Source organism: Gardnerella greenwoodii 00703Dmash, assembly GCF_000263635.1.
Taxonomy (GTDB): Bacteria; Actinomycetota; Actinomycetes; order Actinomycetales; family Bifidobacteriaceae; genus Bifidobacterium; species Bifidobacterium greenwoodii.
Genome location: NZ_ADEV01000006.1, coordinates 1 through 21,220, shown reverse-complemented (window position 1 = coordinate 21,220; position 21,220 = coordinate 1). Strand labels below are relative to the sequence as shown.

Here is a 21,220-nt window from a genome sequence, read left to right as displayed (position 1 = left end):
TGGCAAGGAGTAAAAATGAGCGAGACCGAATCTGAAGAAATTAAAAATAATACTTCAGGAAATCGTAATTTACGTAGCAAAGTCGTTCTCGCAGAATCGCCTATTGGTAGTAAATGCGGCAAGGTTTTTCTTGCCGCAACGCCAATTGGTAATATTGGTGACGCTTCTTCTAGGCTAATAAATCTCCTAGAAACTGCAGATATTGTGGCAGCTGAAGATACGCGTAGGCTTTACGATTTGGCGAATCGACTTGGGGTTCATGTTTCTGGGCGCGTTGTTGCGTATCACGATCACAATGAGCGAAATAAGGCCGACGGTTTGCTCGACGAAGTAGAGCAGGGTGCTAAGGTTCTTGTGGTTTCAGATGCCGGAATGCCAACTATTAACGACCCAGGTTTAGCAATTGTTCGCCGGGCTATTGAACGTGGACTTCCTGTTACATGTGCTCCAGGCCCTAGTGCGGTTCTTGATGCGCTTGCGCTTTCTGGATTGCCAACTGATCGCTTCTGCTACGAAGGTTTTTTGCCAAGAAAGTCTGGTGAACGACAGCAACATTTGCGTTCTCTTAAAGCAGAGCGCAGAACAATCGTGTTTTATGAGGCTCCGCACCGAATTGCAGAAGCTATGGAAGATCTATTAGTCGTGCTTGGCCCTAATAGACCAATGGCATTATGCCGAGAGCTTACTAAAGATTTTGAGGAAATTCGCCGCGGGAATGTGCAAAGTATTTACGACGGCGTGCTGGCTGATCCTCCTCGTGGCGAAATTGTGCTGGTTATTGGGGGAGCTAACGATGATGAAGTTAGAGCAGAAAGTCAAGATTTAAGCGTAGATGCTCTTGCTGAGCTTGCGGCTGATTGCGCAGAAAAGGAAGGTTTGCGCATTAAAGAAGCAATTACGAAAGTAGTAAAAGAGCATCCGCTTTTAGATGGTTCTTTTGCAAATCGTAAGCAAGTTTACGCAGCATGCCTTAAACAAAAAGGTGAGGCTGAGTAGGGAATTTTCGTATAAATTTCAAATAATCCTAAAACTATTGCCGTAAGCCTGCCTTAAAGCCTGCTGTAAGTCTTGCTGTAAGCCTGCTGTAAGTCTGCCGTAATAGATGTCATATATCGCTATCATAAGATGCAAATAACACTTCAAAACTGTGACGAACATCCGGTCCGCCTTGTTGAGAAATGTATTCTAAAAGATGAGCGTCTGCAGAAGGATTTGCAATAACCCATTTACGCAATTCGGGTATATGTTTTGCAATATGCCACAAGATTTCCGGATTTGTTGAGGGGTCGCTTGCAACAACAGGCGTAAGGAGTATTGGCGGCTTGGGAGGAGAGCTTGCATGCTCCTTCGTGAATGAGTTGAATTTCATTTCCATGGTTTCCTTATTTCATTCGCAATATCATTCAGCCAAGTTCTTGCGCGCACAGAGCCTGGAAAATAAGGATTGCTGTCAATAATACGTCTGCACTCGTGCAAATCTACGCGATAGTGAGATATTAGTAAGTTTGCAATGCTTTTTCTGTATAACTCGTAATTTTCACTATCTCCTTGTGTATATGCTAAATCGCATATTGTTCTCTCCGGAGTTGTTATGCGAGTTTTTCCAAGAGTAACATAGTCTTTTTCGTTTAATTTCCTACGAAATGATCGAATTGTGTGACCGTGTGGTTTCCTTCTATAATGACCGTAATCAATAACATCTATATTTTCAGGAAAATTTCCACCAAGCCACACCCACGCAGCTGTAAATAAGCAAGCAACGCTTTCCGAAGGTATTAAATCGTTTACTATATTGCTTCTTCCGCACATAGAAATAGCCGTTTTGTGCGAGTAGCCGGTATTAGATGTTAAGCGGTTAAATATTCCAAATTTAGAAAGCTTTTTCATGCACATTGGCCCAGGTAAATGGTTGTTATCAAGAAGAGGCGGGAATTCTTCGTTGTCTATTTTGCCGATTTTCCAAATCGTATATGCCATTTGTTGATCAATCATATTCTTCCTCTCTTTTTATTGATTTAAGAATTGAGATTATGAAAATTTTTAGAGGTAAATAAGATTAAATAAATAAATTGTGGATATGTGAATTGCTATTTGAATAGATACTTAATCAATATTGAATCGTTATTGTTTTTAAGTGCATATAATTCGTATTAGCTAAAAGTTTTGCACATATTCACAATTAGAATATTCGTAAGAATCTGCTATTTTTACGCTATTTTTGCGCTATTTTCTGCGCTTTTCTCTAAATTTTTCTTTGATATTCGTCTAGAACTGTCCGCGCTGAACAAGATAATATTTGCCTATGAGTCATATTTTGGTGAATGTTGCATGGCCTTACGCTAATGGCCCTCGTCATATTGGTCACGTTGCTGGATTTGGTGTTCCTTCAGACGTGTACGCGCGTTACGAGCGCATGAAGGGTAATGACGTGTTGATGGTTTCTGGAACTGATGAACACGGCACGCCTATTTTGGTTGAGGCAGATAAAGAAGGCGTTTCTGCGCAAGAGCTTGCAAACCGTTACAATCGCGTAATTACTAAGGATTTATGCGATTTAGGTTTAAGCTACGATTTGTTTACGCGCACAACAACCGCAAACCATGAGCATGTGGTTCAGGAAATGTTCCGTCAGTGCTTAAAGAACGGTTATATTTATAAAGGTACGCAGAAGGTTGCAATTTCGCCTTCTACCGGACGTACTTTGCCTGATCGTTATATTGAGGGAACTTGTCCATTGTGTGGTGCGGATGGCGCTCGCGGCGACCAGTGTGATGCTTGTGGAAATGAGCTTGATCCGGATGAGCTTATCAATCCTGTTTCTAAGATCAACGGAGAAACTCCTCGCTTTGAAGAAACTGAACACTACTTCTTGGATTTGCCGTCTTTGGCTGAGGCGAATGTTAATTGGCTTCATTCGCGTGAAGGTTGGCGTACTAACGTTATTAACTTCTCGCTTGGTTTATTTAAGGAAGTAAAGCCTAGAGCTATTACGCGCGATATTGATTGGGGTATTCCGGTTCCTGTTGAAGGTTGGATTGATAACCCGAATAAGCGCTTGTATGTGTGGTTTGACGCTGTTATTGGCTACTTGTCTGCCTCTATTGAGTGGGCGCGCAGGCAGGGTAAGCCGGATGCTTGGCGCGACTGGTGGTGTGATCCTAAGTCTCCTGGATACTACTTTATGGGCAAGGATAATATTACTTTCCATTCTCAAATCTGGCCTTCGGAAATGCTCGCATATAACGGAGCTGGATCAAAGGGCGGCGAGTCTGGTGTTTACGGACCGCTTAATATGCCTGAGCAGGTTGTTGCTTCTGAGTTTATGACTATGGAAGGCAAGAAGTTCAGTTCTTCGCGCGGAATTGTTATTTACGTGAAGGATATTTTGGCTCGTTATCCTGTGGATGCTGTGCGATACTACATTTCTATTGCAGGCCCTGAAAATTCTGATGCTGATTTTACTTGGGCTGAGTTTGCTCGTCATAATAACGAAGAGCTTGCTGCAAGTTGGGGCAATCTTGTTAACCGTGTGGCAAATCTTATCAATAAGAATTTTGGCGAGATTCCTCCTTTGGATGAAGATTCTATGACTTCAATGGATCGCGCTTTGCTTGATCAGACTTCTGATGCGTTTGCTTTGGTTGGTAGCTTGATTGAGCGTCATCGTCAGAAGAATGCTCTTACGGAAGCAATGCGAGTAGTTGCGGATATTAATAAATATATTTCCGCAACTGAGCCGTGGAAGATTAAGGATGACGAAGCTCGTCTCGGAACCGTATTGCACGTGGCTGCGCAGGCTGTTTCGGATGCTAATCATCTTCTTGCTCCGTTCTTGCCTCATGCAGCGCAAAAGGTTTGGGAAGCTCTTGGTGGCACTGGCGTGTTCTCACCGTTGCCTCATATTGAGGAAGTAGAGGATTTGGATAATCCGGACTTTAAGTATCCGATTATTACGGGTGATTATCGTTTGGGTGAAACTGTACATCCGTGGGAGAGTGAGGAATTGGTTGCGGGAACGCCTGTTCCTAAGCCAACTCCTATTTTTGCTAAGATTCCTAAGGAAGCGGTTGATGAGGAGCTTGAACGTTTTGCTTCTGCATTGGCTGAGCGTCAGCGTGTTGAAGCAGAAAGACTTGCTGCTGCAAAAAAATCTTTGGAAAATAGTGGCGAATAGGTTGAAAATTTTAGGTAAATCGTTATAAAATAACAAAAAATATAGCAAGTTTTCTTAATAAAAAATATTTTAAGGAAATTTTAAGGAAAAACTCTTTCCTTTGGACGAAAGTTTAGCTATACTAACATATGTTAATGGTTCGCCATTAGCGAGGTTCGTTCGCGAACCCCATAATTGAAACCTTCTTCTCTCTTTCTCTCTGCCCCGGCGGGTTTCCTCCCGCCGGGCTTCTTTTTTATCATTTGTTTCATCGCTTGAAAGCATTCGCCAATCCAAACAGCTACAAATGCCGGAAAATTACACGGCAAATGTTTCCAAAACCCACAAAAACGAAAACAAATGCCGTGGAAAGATCACGGCGTTTGTGGTCAAATGCTGTCGAAACGAAAACAAATGCCGTGGAAGATCACGGCAAATGTTTCATAAAAGCGCTAAAACAAAAGCGCAGACTGCAAAAAGCAATCTGCGCTTATAAATTTAAGCACTTAAACTAGCGGCAGCGCTTTGAAAGTGGCTCCCACGGCTCAAGCATTACAGGCTCTTGCTTTAAGATGGCAAGAGTTGCTTCGTCAAGATACTTCTTATTGATGATTACTTCAGTAACGTAGCGGTCGAACCAGTCGGCAGAGCCAACGTAGTAGCCATCTTCGCCTGCATCCTTACCCCAGCTGTTCTCAATCTTCCAGCGATCCGGGTTGCCGTTTTCGTCTAAGTTCACGCCTGTAAATGTCATAGCGTGATTTCCTGGAATATCCATGTATTCCAAACCCTTCGCCTTATCGAATGTAAATTCAACATCGAAGAGTTGGTCAACGCGAACTACTGCAGGATCAAAGAAGCCGCTATCGCGCAAAGAGAACTGTGTGCAATCGCAAGCAAACCAAATTGGGTGTCCGTCGCTTAGCTGCGCTACAGCTGCCTTTCGGAACACTTCAAGAGGAACGTTCACAAATTCAAGCTCATCTGTTTCAGCAACATTCGTGCTGTACTTGAGTTGATAGCGCTTGTTGAAAGGAGTTCGTTTCATAGGCGAGTTGCACAATGTTACGAAGTCGTTTACGTCAACAGGAACATATTTCTTAGCGAACTCAAGTGGAGTAATGCCGTATTCGCGAATCATCGGACGTTCGTCTTTGCCAGTCTTTGGCTTGTCGTCCTTGCTGTCCTTCTTTTCTTCGTCGGCTTTTTCGCCATCCTTGTTTTCGTTCTTTTTCTCGTCCTTCTTATCGTCGTCATCTTTAGTACGTGCGAAGAAGTCGAACTTTGCTGGCGGCTCGCCGAGCGCAATAGTGGTCATGCGGTAAACGGTTTCCAAATCGCGGATTTTCATTTCGCGCAATTCTTCCAAAGAAGAGCCGTTCTTATAAGCTTCGCGCAATTCGCAAGCAAACTCGCGCAACTTTGTATTGATGTACTGCACAAAGGAGTCGGAATCAGTTGCATTCTGCGAATCAGGGTAGGCGCTCTTTGGCACAAGTCCGTACTTGTTTACCAGGTTGACGAACATTTGCCACCAACCGCCGTCATCAATCGGACCGTAGTTAATGCTTTCAAAAACTCGACTATCAAGTTCTTCATCCAAAGTTGCCAACACGTTTTCCAAATACGCGTTTGCTTTTTCAATCTTGTCCCAGAAGAACAGGTAGCTTTCTGAAAACTCAAAGTCATCTAAATTCCACTTATGCATTAACTCATATCGCAAAGTGTTAAGGGATGCAAACATCCAGCATCGCCCGGAACGTTTTTGATTTGTAATGCTTCCTTGCTTTAATTCCACAGAGAATTCGCGTGGCAGCGCGCGCTGACCTTGATAGCTTGTTGCAGCTTTAAGCACGCCATTTGTTACTGCTGCATTTGCTGCTAAAAGATTTGCACGCTGCTCGTTGAAGTGCTTGGAATAATTTTTTACATGTTCCAGAGTTACGGCTTTAACGTTTTCAGCCATGAGTTTACTCAGTCTCCTTTTAGAGTTGATAATACGAATAACAGATATTGTATACTGCACAATGTCTTGCGTGTGTTTCTTGTTTATAGCGATTTCCGGCCTTTGCGCGAATAACCTTAATTATTTTTGTAAAACTAAACTTTTTCCGTTAAATATTCAGTTTTTGTAATTAATTTTTGAATTTATTATATTTGCTGATAACGCGTATTTTGCATGTATAAAAATAATTTTTTGATTCTGTAATACATATTATTTCGTAATTATATATCAAAGAAACGTTGAAATTCTGCGCTTTTGTGTAGGTTGTAATCTGTATAATATAACTTATATATTCTAAATTTTGCTTTTATATACTTAAAAAAGCATTGTGCAAAAATATTTTCTGTTAAGCTCTTTGTACATAGCTTGGCTAAAAATATACTAATTATGTGTCCCGGATTGACGAGGGTCAGTTCAAGCGCGCCCTTTTGAAGGCGAAACGCTAAAGCGGTTATGATGTAGATTTAACGATTTGCAGCATGCCAAATGGAGGTAAACAATGGCTAGGCGTAGAAAAGAGTCACAATGATACGATACATCGTTAAGCGATGCCTGAATTATGTGGTGATGTTGTTTGTTGCCGTATCCATGACGTATTTCTTGGCGAGTGCTTTTATGAGACCGCGTTCGAACTATATGTCTAGGCATCCGCATCCACCTATTGCATCAATCAACCGTTCTTTGGATTTGGCAAATATTAACGACCAGACTCCAGTGTTTACTCGTTATTGCCGTTGGATTTACAACATTTTTACTAAGTGGGATTGGGGATTGAGCCCAGATCAGGCTCCAGTTGGCCCGGCAATTATGTCTCGTATTGGCGCATCTGTTCAGCTTGTTACTGGTGCCACAATTCTTGGTATTGTTTTAGGTGTTAGCGTTGGTGTTTACACTGCTATCCGTCAGTACAGGTGGCAAGATCGAGTTCTTAATTCCACAGCAACCTTCCTGTTGGTTGTTCCTGCAGCAGTTTTGGGTTTGATGGTTGTGCTTGCTGCTATTAGCATTAACCACGCAGCAGGCGTGCGACTTTTCTACGTTACTGGTCTGCACTCTTACCAGGGTTCTGACCCGTTTATGTTCATTCTTGACTTCCTTCAGCATTTGATTTTGCCAACAATTGTTATGACAGTTCCTGGCATGGTTGGGTATCATTTAACTCAGCGAACTTATCTTCTCGATACTATGAATGCTGATTACGTTCGTACAGCTAGGGCGAAGGGCTTACCTTTGAATATGGCTATTCGTCGTCACGCTTTGCGTACTTCTTTGATTCCAACAGCTGTTGACGTCGCATTCTCTATTGCAGGCGTTTTCACCGGTGCAGTTATTACTGAAACCGTGTTTGCTATTAACGGCCTTGGTAGCTACTTCGTTCAGACCATTATGCAGAACGACATCAACGGTTCGGTTGCTATTGCTGCATTTGGTGCCGTATGTACCTTAGTTGGTGCCTTGCTTGCAGATATCTTCTCTGCTTGGCTTGATCCACGTATTCGTTTGAACTAATTGTGCAACAGTGTAGGTGACATTGACATGAATAAAAAAGATGTATCTTCAGAACCTCTTGAGTCTGCTGCAAATAAAACGGCTACTTCTAACGCATGGGGCAATTTTAAGCGCACTGGAAAGATGACGCTTTACACGCGTCGATTCTTCCGTCGCCCGTCTGCAGTTGTGGGCTTGGTTATGCTCTTAATTTTGGTTCTTTTTGCCTTGTTCGGCTCAAAGATTTCAAAGTGGAGTTATGACGAACCAGACTTTTCTTCTCTCGCAACGCCTCCTTCTGCAGAGCATTGGCTCGGCACTACGCCAGGCGGCTCAGATATGTATGCAATGGTTGTGCGCGGACTTGGCCGTTCACTTTCCATTGGTATTGTTAGCTCTATTACCATTACAGTTATTGCTGCTTTGGTTGGTACTGCTATTTCTTACTTCGAAGGATGGTTCGAGCAGGTTGGTATGTGGCTTTTGGACATGCTGCTGATTGTTCCTTCCTTCCTGCTGATTGCTTTAATCATTAGTGCTTCTAGTGGTGGTAGCGATTGGTTGTGGTTGGCATTTGGCTTAACTGCTTTTGGTTGGATTGGTTACGCTCGTACGCTTCGTACGTTGACTTTGAGCCTGCGTGAGCGCGAGTATGTTCGCGCAGCGAAGTTCGAAGGTGTTTCTTCCTTCCGAATTATTGTTCGCCACTTGGTTCCAAACTTGGGTTCTGTTTTGATTATTAACACGGTTCTTGGTGTTATTGGTGCAATTAACGGCGAAACCGCTTTAAGCTTCTTGGGTCTTGGTATTAAGGCTCCAGATACTTCTCTTGGTACTTTGCTAAATGCTGGTCAAAGCGTAGTTCAGACTTCTCCTTGGGTACTTTTGGTGCCGTCTGCAGTTTTGGTTTTGTTAACCTTCTCTGTGCAGCTTATTGGAGATGGCTTGCGCGATGCTATCGATCCATATTCTAAGTCTGTTGGTAAGGCCGAGTAGGGCTTGATTGGGGGTATGAACATGACTGATATGGATAATAACGCAATTAAGGAAGAAACTACGATGCAAGATCAAAACAACGAACCATTGCTTTCTGTACGTGATTTGCAGGTTAGCTTCGCTTCTGAAGCTGGTACTGTGCATGCTGTGCGCGGAATGAATTTTGATTTGTACCGCGGAAAGACTATTGGTATCGTTGGCGAATCTGGTTCTGGTAAGTCGGTTACGTCCTTGGCTGTTATGGGCTTGCTGGATAAAAACGCAAGCGTTAAGGGCTCTGTGAAGTATAAGGGCGAAGAGCTTTTAACTAAGTCCGATTTAGAGATGAGTAAGATTCGTGGCAAGAATATTGCCATGGTTTTCCAGGATCCTCTTTCTGCTTTAACTCCAGTTTTCTCTATTGGTGATCAGCTTAAGGAAGCTTTGGTTATTCATAACCCGGGCATGAGCGAAGAGCAGATTCGCGAGCGTTCTATTGAATTGCTTGATTTGGTTGGTATTACTAAGCCTGCTGAGCGTTTGAAGGCTTTCCCTCACGAGTTTTCTGGTGGTATGCGCCAGCGCGTGATGATTGCTATGGCAATTGCTAACGATCCGGATATTATTATTGCCGATGAGCCTACTACCGCTTTGGATGTGACTATTCAGGCTCAGGTTTTGGAAGTTTTGAAGAAGGCCCAGAAAGAAACTGGCGCTGCAATGATCTTCATTACCCACGATTTGGGCGTTATTGCTGGCGTTGCAGACGAAGTTATTGTTATGTATGCGGGCCATTTGGTTGAGCATAATAGCGTTGAGGAGATTTTTGCTCACCCAACTCAGCCTTACACAATCGGCTTGCTCGGCGCTGTTCCTCGCGTTGACCAAAAGCGCACTCGCCGCTTAACCCCAATTTCTAAGCCAACTATGGATATGCTTATGGCTGAAGAAAAAGGTGGGGACGACGGCACAATGATGGGCCTTGAAGCCGAAAGTGAAACAGTTCGCGCCTTGCTCCACGCTGAAACTGAAAGGCCAATCAAGCCTATGTTTGAAGGCATTCCTCGTGAGCAACGAAAAGTTGTTTTGGATGTTAAGAACTTGGTTAAGACCTTCCCAATTACTAGCGGCGGCTTCTTGCGCCGTAAGGTTGGTGAGGTTCGCGCGGTTGATGGTGTGAGTATTGAGGTTCGTGAAGGTGAAACTGTTGCTTTGGTTGGCGAGTCTGGTTCTGGTAAGTCCACGACTTTGATGGAAATTATGAGCTTGAAGAAGCCTGAATCTGGTTCTATTACAGTTTTTGGTACTGAGTTGAACGATAAGTTGACTCGTGAGCAGCGTCGCGAACTTCGTTCTAAGATTCAGTACGTGTTCCAGGATCCAATGAGCTCGCTTGATCCACGTATGTTGGTTTACGATATTCTTGCAGAGCCTTTGCTTGTGCAGCGAAAGTCTAAGGAAGAAATTCGCCAACGTATTGCTGAACTTATGCAGCTTGTTGAGTTGAATCCTGATCAAGTTGATCGCTTCCCAACTCAGTTCTCTGGCGGCCAGCGTCAGCGTATTGCTATTGCTCGTGCTTTGGCTGTGAATCCTAAGCTTTTGCTTCTTGACGAGCCTGTTTCTGCTTTGGATGTTTCTATTCAGGCTGGAATTATTAACTTGCTTGAAGATTTGCAGGATAAGCTTGGCGTTGCTTACTTGTTCGTGGCTCATAACATGGCTGTTGTTCGACATATTTCTAGCCGAATTGCTGTTATGTATCACGGTCGAATTGTTGAATCTGGTGAAACGGATGAGGTGTTTGATAATCCAAAGCACCCTTACACTCAGGCTTTGATTAGCGCTGTGCCAATTCCGGATCCTACAATTGAGAAGAACCGTAAGCGTATTATTCTTTCTGAAGAAGATAATTTTGACGATGTTAGGTAATTCATGACTTGTCGATTTTAGTTAATCTTCATAAATCTGAATAAATTACTTAGTCGCGCATGTTTATTGCAACATGCGCGATTTTTTATTGTGTAACGTAAATTTAAAAAACGTAATATATTTTGTTTTTTAGCAAAAATAAACTAAAAAATTTTCTGTTTTGCTCATTATAGATAATAAATTATTCTTTTTTGCCTAATTTTCATAAAGTTGAAAAGAAAAAAATCAATATTTTGTGAAAACGATTTGTCGAATGTCATAGAGTTGTATATACTCATACAACATACCGGAAGACGGACATCATCCGGGGAATGAGAGGAATCATGAAAAATACAAAAGCAGGTAAACTGACTGTATTTGCCGCAGCTGCACTTTCTGTTGCAATGCTGCTCGGCGCTTGCGGCGGTGCTACTAACAATGCTGGTAAAGCAGGTATGACTGAAGAGCCAGCTGCTGGTGTTGACACTTCTTACACTGGCGAACTTCCAATGCCAGATGTCAACAAGCGTTACGATAATCCACAGGCACGTGACAACGTTAAGGACGGCGGCACTTACACCGTTGCTCTTCCTGTTCTCGGTCCAAACTGGAATTACGCTTCTAACGACGGTAACTCTGGCTACATGGCTACTTTGTGGGGCTTCTACCAGCCAAATCTTATGGCTTATGACACCGTTAAGGGTGAGAAGCTTAAGTACAACCCTGACTACATCACTTCCGTCAAGAAGGTTAGCGATAAGCCACTCGTTGTTCAGTACAACTTGAACCCAAAGGCCAAGTGGAACGACGGTACAGAAATCGACTACACCGCATTTAAGGCTACTTGGCAGGCTTTGAACGGAAAGAACAAGGATTACTCCGTCCCAAGTACTGAAGGCTATGACTGCATCAAGAGTGTTGAACAAGGTTCCACTCCAAAGCAGGTTATAGTGACTTATGAGAAGCCATGCGCAACATGGGAAATGCTTTTCGCTCCACTGGTTAATCCAAAGGCCGGTGACGTTAAGACCTTCAACCAGGGTTGGGTAAACAATCCTCACAACGAGTGGGGTGCAGGTCCATTCCAGATTGAATCCGCAACCGAAAATCAGGTTGTCTTCACCCGCAATCCAAAGTGGTGGGGTAAGAAGGCAAAGCTCGATAAGGTTGTTGTAAAGCGTATGGAAGATACCGCAGCTTTGAACGCCTTCCAGAACGGTGAAATCGATGCTGTAACCGATACCATTTCTTCTAAGGACGCAATCAAGTCTGCTCGTAGCGTTAAGGGCGCTCAGCTCCGTTACGGCTACAGCACCAAGGTTCGCGTGCTTAACTTCAACGCTAAGTCCAAGCCACTTAACGAACTCGCAGTTCGTAAGGCTGTTGTTCAGGCATTCGACGTTGCTACATACAACAAGATTCAGTTCCAGGGCATGAACTGGAAGAGCGAGCAGCCAGGTTCTGAGCTTCTCTCCATGTTCCAGGCTGGCTACAAGAACAATCTTCCTGCTGACGGCAAGTACAACACCGAAAACGCTAAGAAGACCCTTGAAGCCGCTGGCTACAAGATGGGCAAGGACGGCTACTACGCCAAGAATGGCAAGACTCTTGAGATTTCCTTCACCTTCTTCGGTGACGATTCTACTCAGGCAGCTCTTGCTAACGCATTCCAGGCCATGATGAAGAAGGCTGGAATTAAGTGCAAGACTGTGAACCATGCTGTTGCTAAGTTCTCCGAGGTTGTTGCTTCGCACAAGTACCAGGTGCTTCCATTGGCATGGCAGTCCACATCTCCATTGAGCTTCTTGTCTGCAGCAAGCCAGGTTTACAAGTCTGATAGCGATTCCAACCTCGGTCTCGTTGGCAACAAGAAGATTGATGCTATGCTCAACAAGATTGGCAAGACCTACGATTACAAGGAACAGACTGATTATGCAAACAAGGCAGAGTCTGCAGCTCTCGCACTCTACGGAACTCTTCCAGTTTCTGCTCCTCCTATTTACCAGGTGTTCAAGAAGGGCTTTGCTAACAACGGCCCTGCTGGTTACGCAACCACCTACCCAGAGGATATGGGCTGGCAGAAGTAAGTAAATTTGTAGCGATAATTCGCGCAAGTTTACTAAGCTGATTGCTTAACTTATAGCATGTGGCGTGTAGTCTTATGGCTGCGCGCCACATCTTTTTGCGCTTGCTAAGGCAGAAAATAGTATAAACTTAAAAAATAAGTCTTAAAAAATAGGTCTTAAAAAATAAAAATCTAAAACAAAGGAGCACTCGGCGCATGTACGTCAACCCAAATCAACGCAAAGACGCGAACAACGTGCGCTGGGTATTGCAATATTGCAAGCCAGACATGTGGAGAGTAGGCGTATCGCTTATACTTTTTACAATTAACGACACAATGGCAATGACGATGCCGTTGCTTTCTGGCTTTATTGTGGACAAAATCATTATTGGCAAACAGCATAATCTGCTGATAAGCATATGCGTTTTAATGGTTGCGATGATGATTATTCGCGTAGGCTCAAGGTACATTTACCAGCTTCAAATGGAAAGATTCGGTCAAAACGCCGTGTATCGCCTAGTAAGCGACGAGTACGAAAAGCTGCACTCTTTGGACTTCACATACTTTAATCACACGCGCACTGGCGATATTATGAGCCGAATGACGTCGGATACGGATGCGATTCGCCATATTCTAAGCTGGGTTTCTTATATGGCGCTGGATTGCGTAGTAATGTTCGTGCTTGCGCTAGTAATAATGTTTTCAATCCAATGGCAGCTTGCTTTAGCTCTTATGGCAATTACTCCATTTTTGTTCATGCTTGCAAGAGTTATGGGCAAAAAAGCTAGGCCGAAATTCCTTGCAATTCGCGAATCTTTTGCGCGCATGAATTCAATGGTCGAAGAAAATATTGAAGGAAACCGCGTAGTAAAAGCTTTCGTGCGCGAGTCTTACGAAACTAAAAAATTCGATGAATGTAACGAAGACTACTTTAATCGAAATATTACGCTTGCAAAAAACACGCAAAAATACATGCCTTGGCTTGATGGCATGGGTTTTGTGCTCGAGCTTATAACAGTTGGTTTCGGCGGATGGCTCGTGCTAAACGGCAGCATGACATTAGGTACATTCGTTACTTTTAACAGCTTCCTTTGGATGCTTAATATGCCAGTTAGAATGACAGGGTGGCTTATTAACGACTGGCAGCGTTTTAACGCGGGCTGCGTTAATATTCGTAAGCTTCTTACGCAAGAATCGCATATTAATCTTCCAAAAGAAGCGGAAGCAAGCGTTAAAGTAAAAGGCGAAATCACTTTTGAGCATGTTGATTTTGCGTTCCCAGACGATCAAGACTCGCCAATCTTAAAGAATATTGATTTAAGTGTTCCTGCAGGAAGCAAACTTGGTATTCTTGGTGAAACCGGATCTGGCAAATCAACTCTTGTAAGTCTTATTGCAAGATTCTACGACCCGACGCAAGGCCGCGTTTTAATTGACGGAAAAGACGTGCGCGAATGGCCTCTGGAAACTGTGCGAAATGAAGTTAGCATAGTAGCTCAGGAAACTTTCCTGTTTTCGGACACGATTGCAGGAAATATTGGCTTCGGTTTGCCTCAAGATAAAGAAAATTGCAAAGAACTAGACGATACGATTCGCAGAATGGCTAGAATTGCAGCGGCTGACGATTTTATTATGAGCATGCCAGAAGGTTACGAAACTGTAGTAGGAGAGCGCGGAGTTGGTCTTTCTGGCGGCCAAAAGCAACGCCTAAGCTTAGCTCGCGCTTTAGCAAACGATCCGGCAATCCTAATTATGGATGACACAACTTCAGCTGTAGATATGGAAACAGAAGAGCATATTCAGCAAGAGCTAAAGAAACTCGACGGCACGCGCACCGTAATCACTATTGCGCACAGAATTTCATCCGTTAAAGATGCAGACATGATTGTTGTGTTAGATCACGGAAAAATCGTAGAGCGCGGCACTCACGCAGAACTTGTGGCTCAGCATGGAAGATACTGGGAGATTTACAGGAAGCAGCTTGGATTGCAAAGCGGCAAGTCTGCAGGATTTGAAACGAAGGGGGAGTAGAAATGGCGCAACGAAACACTTATCGCGAAGACGAAGAACAAGAAGAGCATGTGAACGTGCATGAGCTTATGCGCGTTAAAAAATACATGAAGCCGTACGCAACTAAACTTCTACTCGTAATTATGGTAGTTATAAGCGGAAGCATAATTATGACAGCAATGCCAATGATTACAAAAATGCTAATCGACGTGGTATTGCCGCAGAAAAGCTACACGTACTTATACGCAATTATTGCGGTTTTTATTGTGCTTATTGTGCTGTACGAGCTGGGCTTAGCGTACAGAACGCTTGCAATTACGCGCATCGGCCAGATGATAATTAGAGACATGCGCCGAGATATTTTTACGCATGTGCAATCGTTATCTTTTGATTATTTTGATTCGCGCCCGCACGGAAAGATTCTGATTCGCATAGTAAACTACATTAATACTCTTTCTGATACGCTTTCTTCGGGATTTATTAACGTATTTTCAGACGTTTTTGTGCTGATTATTACATTAATAACAATGTTCGTTATAGATTGGCGAATGGCGTTGTGGAGCTTAGCGCTATTTCCAATATTTATAATCTGGACGCGCGTTTTGCAAATTCTGCAACGAAAGGCGTCTAAAAAACTATCAAACAAGCAAAGTAATTTAAACGCGTATTTGCACGAGTCAATTGCAGGCGTAAAAACAACGCAAACTTTTGCAAGAGAGTCTGCAGCATACGAAACTTTTCAGAATCAGCAAGCAGAAGTAAGAAGCGCATGGATGCGAAACGTTAGGTTTCAAATGCTGCTTTGGCCTGGAGCTTCAGTTATTGAAACTGCTGCAATAGCGCTTTTGTACTACGTTGGAGTGTCGAATTTAGGCGGAATGAACGTGAGTACGGGAACGCTTATAGCATTCGTATGGTACTCGACTACCTTTTGGGATCCAGTAGTAAATATTGGAAACTTTTACACGCAGCTTGTAACATGCTCAGTTTATTTGGAGCGAATTTTTGAAACTCTAAGAATTAAGCCGAATATTGTAGATAAGCCTGATGCTAAAGAATTGCCGCAAATTAGTGGCAAGGTTGACGTAAACGACGTTGTGTTCCGTTACGAAGAAGGCGGAAGGCCGATTTTGAACCTGGTTGACTTGCACGTTTCGCCTGGGCAGACCGTTGCTTTAGTAGGCCCAACAGGAGCTGGAAAAACTACTCTCGTAAGTCTCCTTTCTAGATTCTACGATGTTTCAGAAGGCTCGATTACCATAGACGGCCACGATGTGCGCTCAGTAACATTAGCGTCGCTTAGAAAACAAATGGGCGTAATGCTGCAAGATAGCTTTATTTTTAGCGGAACTGTGCGCGAAAACATTCGATACGGAAAACTAGACGCAACTGACGAAGAAATTGAGGCGGCGGCTCGAGCTGTTCACGCGCACGAATTTATTAGCGAAATGGACAAAGGCTACGACACTGAAATTGAGGAGCGAGGAGCTACACTTTCGGCAGGCCAAAGGCAGCTTATTTCTTTTGCGCGCGTACTTTTGGCAGATCCTCGCATTTTAATTCTCGACGAAGCAACCAGCAATATTGACACTCGTACGGAAGAAGCGCTACAAGCAGGATTGGCTCAGTTGCTTAAAAATCGCACGTCTTTCGTAATCGCGCACAGGCTTTCTACTATTGAAAATGCTGATTTAATTTGCGTAATAGATCATGGCGAAATTGTTGAGCGTGGAACGCATGAAGAACTTATGGAAGAAAAGGGATCTTACTATCGCCTTGTTAAATCTCAATACGACGCAATTCGCAAAACAATTTTGTAAGCATCTAAATTATTTGTGGAAAATCGCTGGTAGAAGATTGCTGGTAAAAGATTGCTGGTAGAAGATTGCCGGTAAAAAATCGCTGGCAAAATACTGTTTTATTTGCGAGTAGACTTAAAAACATGAGTAAACATCACCGCGAGCATAATTGGGCGCCTGAATTAACCGAAGAATCTCAAGTATGGGAAAATCTAATAAAAAACGGCGTAACAATTGCGGACGACCACACGCATATGCTTAGCGTCGTCGATTTTGCGCATAATCTTAACCAAGAATTAGCAGAAAAAGGCCGCGAACCTATTAACGAGCCGACTGCAGACGACTTAGTTACTCAAGCAAAATCCGCTGGAGTTTCCAACATGCTAGAAGTAGGTTGTGAATACCCAGACTGGGAACCGACAATTTCCTTCGCTGAATCACACGCGGATTGCGTTCGCGCAGCAATTGCAATACACCCAAACGAAGCCGTTTTGCACGGACACAGGGGAGCGCAAGGCCCAGACGGATTGCCAATAGTTTATAAGCCATATCACGATATTCCATTCGACGAAGCTATGCAACATTTGCGTTCGCTTGTAATTGCGCATCCAAAAGAAGTTGTTGCAATAGGTGAAACCGGTTTGGATTATTTTCGTACGGGAGAGTCTGCGAGACTTGCCCAAAGAGAAGCTTTTCGCGATCATATTGCGCTCGCAAAAGAGCTGAATCTTCCATTGCAAATTCACGATCGTGACGCGCACGAAGACGTAGTAAAAGTTTTATTACAAGACGGAGCGCCTGAACGAACAGTGTTTCATAGCTACGCAGGTGGAGAAGATTTAGCCCAAATACTAAGAGAACACGGCTGGTACGCAAGTTTTTCCGGAACTTTGAGTTACAAAGGAAACGAAGATTTGCGTAAGTCTGCCAAGATTATTGGCGAAAGTCACATAACTGTAGAAACAGATGCGCCGTATTTAACGCCAATGCCTTACAGAGGGCGGCCAAACGCGCCTTATATGGTTCCGTATACTTTGCAAGCGCTCGCTAATGTACTCGATATTTCGCTTGAGAAGGCGGCTAAAGTAACTAGAGAAAATACGAAGAAAATTTACGGATTTTAAGCAAAAAGCCAATCTTAATAATCCTTATTTTTCAACGATTTTTAAAGATTTTTTGCACTATATAGCTATTGTTGTATACAATATCCAAGTACGGAAATAAAACTGTGAAGGGCAAGGTGACTGCATCTTCTTGTGGCATCAAGAAGAGCCTTACCCAGGAGGAACAATTAAGCATGACGAAGTCACGCACTACTGTGCCGTCAGCAGATGGCGCAAAGGATCCTCGCAACGGCGCGAAAGATTCCGAGAAGAGTCCGAAGACTACTAAGAGTTCGAAGGACGCTATATTACGAGCTGCGTCTTTTACAAAGGCACCGAAGGTGTCTCAAAAAACAACAACTCGTGAAGAGCGAAAAGTAATGGCTCAACAGCAGGCTCAGGAAGTTAAGGAAGCAGAAAAGCTTGTTGCCAGCGCTGTTAGAGGTCCTTTAGGCAGATGGTGGGCAAAGCTGCAAACAAGCTCTGACCGCTTTACCTTGGGCATGGCTATTGTGGCTCTTGGTGTTGTTTATGGCGATATTGGTACATCGCCTTTGTATACTGCTCAAACTTTTTTGGCCGGTCAAGGCGGATTGCAAAATATTAATCGCGAAACCGTATTCGGCATGCTTTCGCTCTTATTCTGGTCAATTACGTTGATTACAACCGTCAAATACGTATTCGTTGCAATGCGAACCGACAACAAAGGCGAAGGTGGCATTTTTGCACTGTACTCACTTTTGCGCAAAAAAGGTGCGTGGCTTGCAATACCGGCAATGATTGGCGGAGCTGCATTTTTGGCAGATTCTGTGCTAACTCCTGCAGTTTCTATTTCTTCCGCAGTAGAAGGTTTGCGCACTATTGCAGCGTTTAAACCAATATTCTTAGAAAACGAGAATTTGTCGATGATGATTACGGTTGTTATCATCGTCATACTGTTTTCTGTTCAGCAGCGCGGAACTGAGCGTATTGGTAAAGTATTTGGCATAGTAGTTATGCTTTGGTTTGCTTTCCTTGCGCTAGTTGGAGTTATGAATATTGGCCAAGATTGGACTATTTTTGAAGCTCTTAACCCAATTTATGGTGTGGAATTCCTGTTCAGCTCGCACAACGTGCAGGGCCTGGCAGTTATGGGCGTAATCTTCCTTTCTACTACTGGTGCGGAAGCGTTGTATTCAGATATGGGCCATGTTGGTCGAGGAAACGTATACGCAACGTGGCCGTTTATTAAAGTTGCTCTGCTGCTTAATTACTTTGGGCAGGGCGCGTGGATGCTGCAACATCAGAACGATAAATCATTGTGGTCTGTTGAAGGATTAAATCCATTCTTCCAAATGCTCGAACCTAATGTTCGATATATTGCAGTTATTCTTTCTGTAACGGCTGGCATTATTGCTTCTCAGGCTTTGATTACTGGCGCATACACTATGGTTTCTGAAGCTACTAGCCTTAATTGGATGCCGCATTTGCAAGTTCGTTACCCTGCACGCACTCGTGGACAGCTTTATATTCCTGTAGTGAATGTTGTGCTTTGCGTTGCGACTATTACAGTGCTCGCTGTTTTCCGCGATTCTGAACATATTTCTGGCGCGTACGGCTTGGCATTAACGCTTACAATGCTCGCAACAACCATTTTGCTTACGGTGCATATGTGGTATCAAAAGAAGCGTTTTGCGGCTCTTGGTTTTGCTGTAATCTTCCTAATGATTGAGCTCATGTTCTTCATTGCCTCCATGGCAAAGTTTATGCACGGTGGCTGGTTCACTATGCTTCTTGGAGCTTCGATTTTGACAATCATGGTTACTTGGAAAGACGGTACCAAGATTGAGCGTTCGCAGCGATTGCATATGAAGCCTAAAGACTTCCTGCCTGTGCTCGATAAATTGCATGGTGATTTTAGAATTCCGTATTTTGCCGACAATATTGTTTACTTGACTTCTGATCGCGAAATGAAGCGACTTGATACTGGAATTTTCTTCTCCATTTTTGCTGACCATCCTAAGCGAGCTAGAGCTTGGTGGGCTGTATCTGTGGAAACTGACGACGCTCCGTTTACGCGCGAGTATTGCGTTGAAAATTTTGGTACGGATTATTTGTTCCGTGTAAAAATAAAATTAGGTTTTAAAGTTTCGCCATCTATACCTGCATATTTGCACCAAATTATGCACGATTTGTCGCATACTGGCGAACTTCCTCGTCAAAAATCTGTGTATCCAAAGGTTGATGCGGATCCAGATATTGGTCCAATCCGTTACGTTCTGCTGCATAAGGCTTTAATGCCGGAGTCTAATATTTCTGTGCGTGGCGCATTGTCGCTAAAAATGAAGTATGCGATTCGCCATATTGCTGGAACTCCAGTTAAGTGGTTCGGCTTGGCGCCTTATAATCCTGTGGTCGAAGTGCAGCCGCTGTTTGTTTCTACGCGCAGACCTCCGCGCTTGAGTCGTGAAGATTGTTCGCAGCGCGCAGTGCAATCGTTGCAAGGTGCTTCGGCTGTGGAAACTGCCACGCAGGCTGAGTCTGATATTCGTCCTACGGATGCGGAGCAGACTGCAGTTATGAACGCTCGTGATATTGCTGCAGCTAATGTTCTGTTTGCAGATGAAAAACTTGCGAACACTGGAAACATTAGTCCTGTGCCGCTTAAAGCTCAGGCAAAGGCATCTAACGCGAATTTTAGTGGTGATAAAACTAATCTTGACGCTGCTAACGTAACTCATGCCGTTGTGCAGGCTGTAAAAGATGCAGAGCGTGCGGAAAATAAAGAATCTTGAATAAAGAATCTTGAATAAAGAATTGTAAATACATGATTGTGAATACAGAATCGTGAATAAAATGCGTAACAATTCAGAAGAAACGCTACAGTGCGATGCAGTAAAAATTGCCGATTTGCCTGATTTTAGCCAGGTAGAGCAATTGCATCGCACTACTGCGCCTTCTGAATCTGCGTACAACCTTATTCACGGTCATTGTGTGGTAATCGCCACAATCTCTTGGCAAATTGCGCATCATTGCAATATGTTGCTTGAGTCTAAAGCAAAGTGTTCGCCTTCTATTTTGGAGCGTTCTAAACTCGCGCAATCTTGTATTAAAAAACTTATTGGGAATAATTATTCTGATCTTCCGCCTATTAAAGGTGGGCGCGCGCCAAAGCAACCTATTGATGAGTACGCTGCTTTTATTGGTGGAATGTTGCACGATATTGGCACGTATTTTGTGCTGAAGAAAGATGGATCCGCAAATTTTGATGGCGAATTGAGTTTTGACGGCCCGAATTATATTTTGCACGGATTGCGTGGCTACAACTATTTGCTTAAATGTGGTTTTAGCGAGGAAGCTGCCCAGTTTGCGCGCAATCATACTGGAGTTGGATTGACTCGCGAGCAGGTTGCCATGCAAAACCTGCCGCTTCCTGCGGACGACTATAAGCCGCAAACTGTTGAACAAGAAATTGTTATGGTTGCGGATAAATACAATAGCAAGTCTATTCCGCCTCGTTTTTTGACTGTTGAAGAGTATCGTCGCAAAGCTGCGCGATTTGGGGAAGAAAATGCTTGCCGCTGGTTGCAGTTGGTTGATCAGTATGGTGAGCCGAATATTGCTGCTTTGGCGAATTTCTTTAACGAACGTATTTTTAGTTACTTTTTCTAGTTTTTCGACACTCCGGGGGATGCTAGTATTTCCAACGTTTTTGTGGCTGATTCGTGGGGT

The 21,220-nt window shown here is 43.6% G+C and carries 14 protein-coding genes; 11 read left to right on the top strand and 3 right to left on the bottom strand.

Annotation, left to right across the window (positions count from 1 at the left end):
- Positions 1–15 precede the first annotated feature (15 nt).
- A complete protein-coding gene (rsmI, locus tag NG78_RS03720) occupies positions 16–996 on the top strand; it encodes a 16S rRNA (cytidine(1402)-2'-O)-methyltransferase (RefSeq protein WP_004137154.1) in 981 nt (326 codons plus the stop codon).
- Positions 997–1,105: 109 nt separating this feature from the next.
- Here rsmI and NG78_RS03725 read toward each other — a convergent pair whose 3' ends face one another.
- Together NG78_RS03725 and NG78_RS03730 are read right to left on the bottom strand one after the other, a co-directional pair.
- Positions 1,106–1,375 carry a variant leucine-rich repeat-containing protein gene (locus tag NG78_RS03725; RefSeq protein ID WP_004129243.1) on the bottom strand — a complete coding sequence of 90 codons (270 nt, stop codon included), beginning with the start codon at positions 1,373–1,375 and terminating at the stop codon, positions 1,106–1,108.
- The gene (locus NG78_RS03730) at positions 1,366–1,992 is read right to left on the bottom strand and encodes a hypothetical protein (protein WP_004129241.1); all 627 of its coding nucleotides are present in this window, start codon (positions 1,990–1,992) and stop codon (positions 1,366–1,368) included. The genes NG78_RS03725 and NG78_RS03730 overlap by 10 nt, the downstream gene beginning before the upstream one ends.
- Positions 1,993–2,302: 310 nt before the next feature.
- On the opposite strand from NG78_RS03730, the gene metG reads away from it, so the two are divergent.
- Positions 2,303–4,174, top strand: a complete 1,872-nt coding sequence (metG, locus tag NG78_RS03735) for a methionine--tRNA ligase (RefSeq protein ID WP_004129240.1) — start codon at positions 2,303–2,305, stop codon at positions 4,172–4,174.
- A gap of 490 nt (positions 4,175–4,664) precedes the next feature.
- Here metG and NG78_RS03745 read toward each other — a convergent pair whose 3' ends face one another.
- Positions 4,665–6,119, bottom strand: a complete 1,455-nt coding sequence (locus NG78_RS03745) for a C1 family peptidase (RefSeq protein ID WP_004129237.1) — start codon at positions 6,117–6,119, stop codon at positions 4,665–4,667.
- 564 nt (positions 6,120–6,683) lie between these two features.
- Here NG78_RS03745 and NG78_RS03750 point away from each other — a divergent pair.
- The 9 genes from NG78_RS03750 (at position 6,684) to NG78_RS03790 (ending at position 21,160) form a co-directional block, all read left to right on the top strand.
- Positions 6,684–7,667 carry an ABC transporter permease gene (locus tag NG78_RS03750; RefSeq protein ID WP_032837733.1) on the top strand — a complete coding sequence of 328 codons (984 nt, stop codon included), beginning with the start codon at positions 6,684–6,686 and terminating at the stop codon, positions 7,665–7,667.
- A 27-nt stretch (positions 7,668–7,694) separates the two neighbouring features.
- Positions 7,695–8,642 (top strand): ABC transporter permease, encoded by a 948-nt coding sequence (locus NG78_RS03755; protein WP_004574740.1) that lies wholly within the window; start codon positions 7,695–7,697, stop codon positions 8,640–8,642.
- Positions 8,643–8,663: 21 nt separating this feature from the next.
- Complete coding sequence (locus NG78_RS03760; protein ID WP_004574739.1) at positions 8,664–10,553, top strand: ABC transporter ATP-binding protein; 1,890 nt, start codon at positions 8,664–8,666, stop codon at positions 10,551–10,553.
- A 323-nt stretch (positions 10,554–10,876) separates the two neighbouring features.
- Entirely contained in the window at positions 10,877–12,619 is a 1,743-nt protein-coding gene (locus NG78_RS03765) for an ABC transporter family substrate-binding protein (RefSeq protein WP_004574738.1), read from the top strand.
- A 194-nt stretch (positions 12,620–12,813) separates the two neighbouring features.
- Positions 12,814–14,628, top strand: a complete 1,815-nt coding sequence (locus NG78_RS03770; protein WP_004574737.1) for an ABC transporter ATP-binding protein — start codon at positions 12,814–12,816, stop codon at positions 14,626–14,628.
- 2 nt (positions 14,629–14,630) lie between these two features.
- Positions 14,631–16,427 (top strand): ABC transporter ATP-binding protein, encoded by a 1,797-nt coding sequence (locus NG78_RS03775; protein WP_004574736.1) that lies wholly within the window; start codon positions 14,631–14,633, stop codon positions 16,425–16,427.
- Positions 16,428–16,549: 122 nt separating this feature from the next.
- Entirely contained in the window at positions 16,550–17,530 is a 981-nt protein-coding gene (locus NG78_RS03780) for a TatD family hydrolase (RefSeq protein WP_004134330.1), read from the top strand.
- 173 nt (positions 17,531–17,703) lie between these two features.
- A complete protein-coding gene (locus NG78_RS03785) occupies positions 17,704–20,283 on the top strand; it encodes a KUP/HAK/KT family potassium transporter (RefSeq protein WP_004134328.1) in 2,580 nt (859 codons plus the stop codon).
- Between the two features lie 61 nt (positions 20,284–20,344).
- On the top strand, positions 20,345–21,160 hold the full coding sequence (locus NG78_RS03790) for an HD domain-containing protein (protein WP_004134326.1): 816 nt from the start codon (positions 20,345–20,347) through the stop codon (positions 21,158–21,160).
- Positions 21,161–21,220 lie beyond the last annotated feature (60 nt).

What these genes read in the sequence shown, in the direction of transcription:
- rsmI (WP_004137154.1), top strand. Translation starts at nt 16, where the DNA reads ATGAGCGAGACCGAATCTGAAGAAATTAAAAATAATACTTCAGGAAAT.
- NG78_RS03725 (WP_004129243.1), bottom strand. Translation starts at nt 1,375, where the DNA reads ATGGAAATGAAATTCAACTCATTCACGAAGGAGCATGCAAGCTCTCCT.
- NG78_RS03730 (WP_004129241.1), bottom strand. Translation starts at nt 1,992, where the DNA reads ATGATTGATCAACAAATGGCATATACGATTTGGAAAATCGGCAAAATA.
- metG (WP_004129240.1), top strand. Translation starts at nt 2,303, where the DNA reads ATGAGTCATATTTTGGTGAATGTTGCATGGCCTTACGCTAATGGCCCT.
- NG78_RS03745 (WP_004129237.1), bottom strand. Translation starts at nt 6,119, where the DNA reads ATGGCTGAAAACGTTAAAGCCGTAACTCTGGAACATGTAAAAAATTAT.
- NG78_RS03750 (WP_032837733.1), top strand. Translation starts at nt 6,684, where the DNA reads ATGATACGATACATCGTTAAGCGATGCCTGAATTATGTGGTGATGTTG.
- NG78_RS03755 (WP_004574740.1), top strand. Translation starts at nt 7,695, where the DNA reads ATGAATAAAAAAGATGTATCTTCAGAACCTCTTGAGTCTGCTGCAAAT.
- NG78_RS03760 (WP_004574739.1), top strand. Translation starts at nt 8,664, where the DNA reads ATGACTGATATGGATAATAACGCAATTAAGGAAGAAACTACGATGCAA.
- NG78_RS03765 (WP_004574738.1), top strand. Translation starts at nt 10,877, where the DNA reads ATGAAAAATACAAAAGCAGGTAAACTGACTGTATTTGCCGCAGCTGCA.
- NG78_RS03770 (WP_004574737.1), top strand. Translation starts at nt 12,814, where the DNA reads ATGTACGTCAACCCAAATCAACGCAAAGACGCGAACAACGTGCGCTGG.
- NG78_RS03775 (WP_004574736.1), top strand. Translation starts at nt 14,631, where the DNA reads ATGGCGCAACGAAACACTTATCGCGAAGACGAAGAACAAGAAGAGCAT.
- NG78_RS03780 (WP_004134330.1), top strand. Translation starts at nt 16,550, where the DNA reads ATGAGTAAACATCACCGCGAGCATAATTGGGCGCCTGAATTAACCGAA.
- NG78_RS03785 (WP_004134328.1), top strand. Translation starts at nt 17,704, where the DNA reads ATGACGAAGTCACGCACTACTGTGCCGTCAGCAGATGGCGCAAAGGAT.
- NG78_RS03790 (WP_004134326.1), top strand. Translation starts at nt 20,345, where the DNA reads ATGCGTAACAATTCAGAAGAAACGCTACAGTGCGATGCAGTAAAAATT.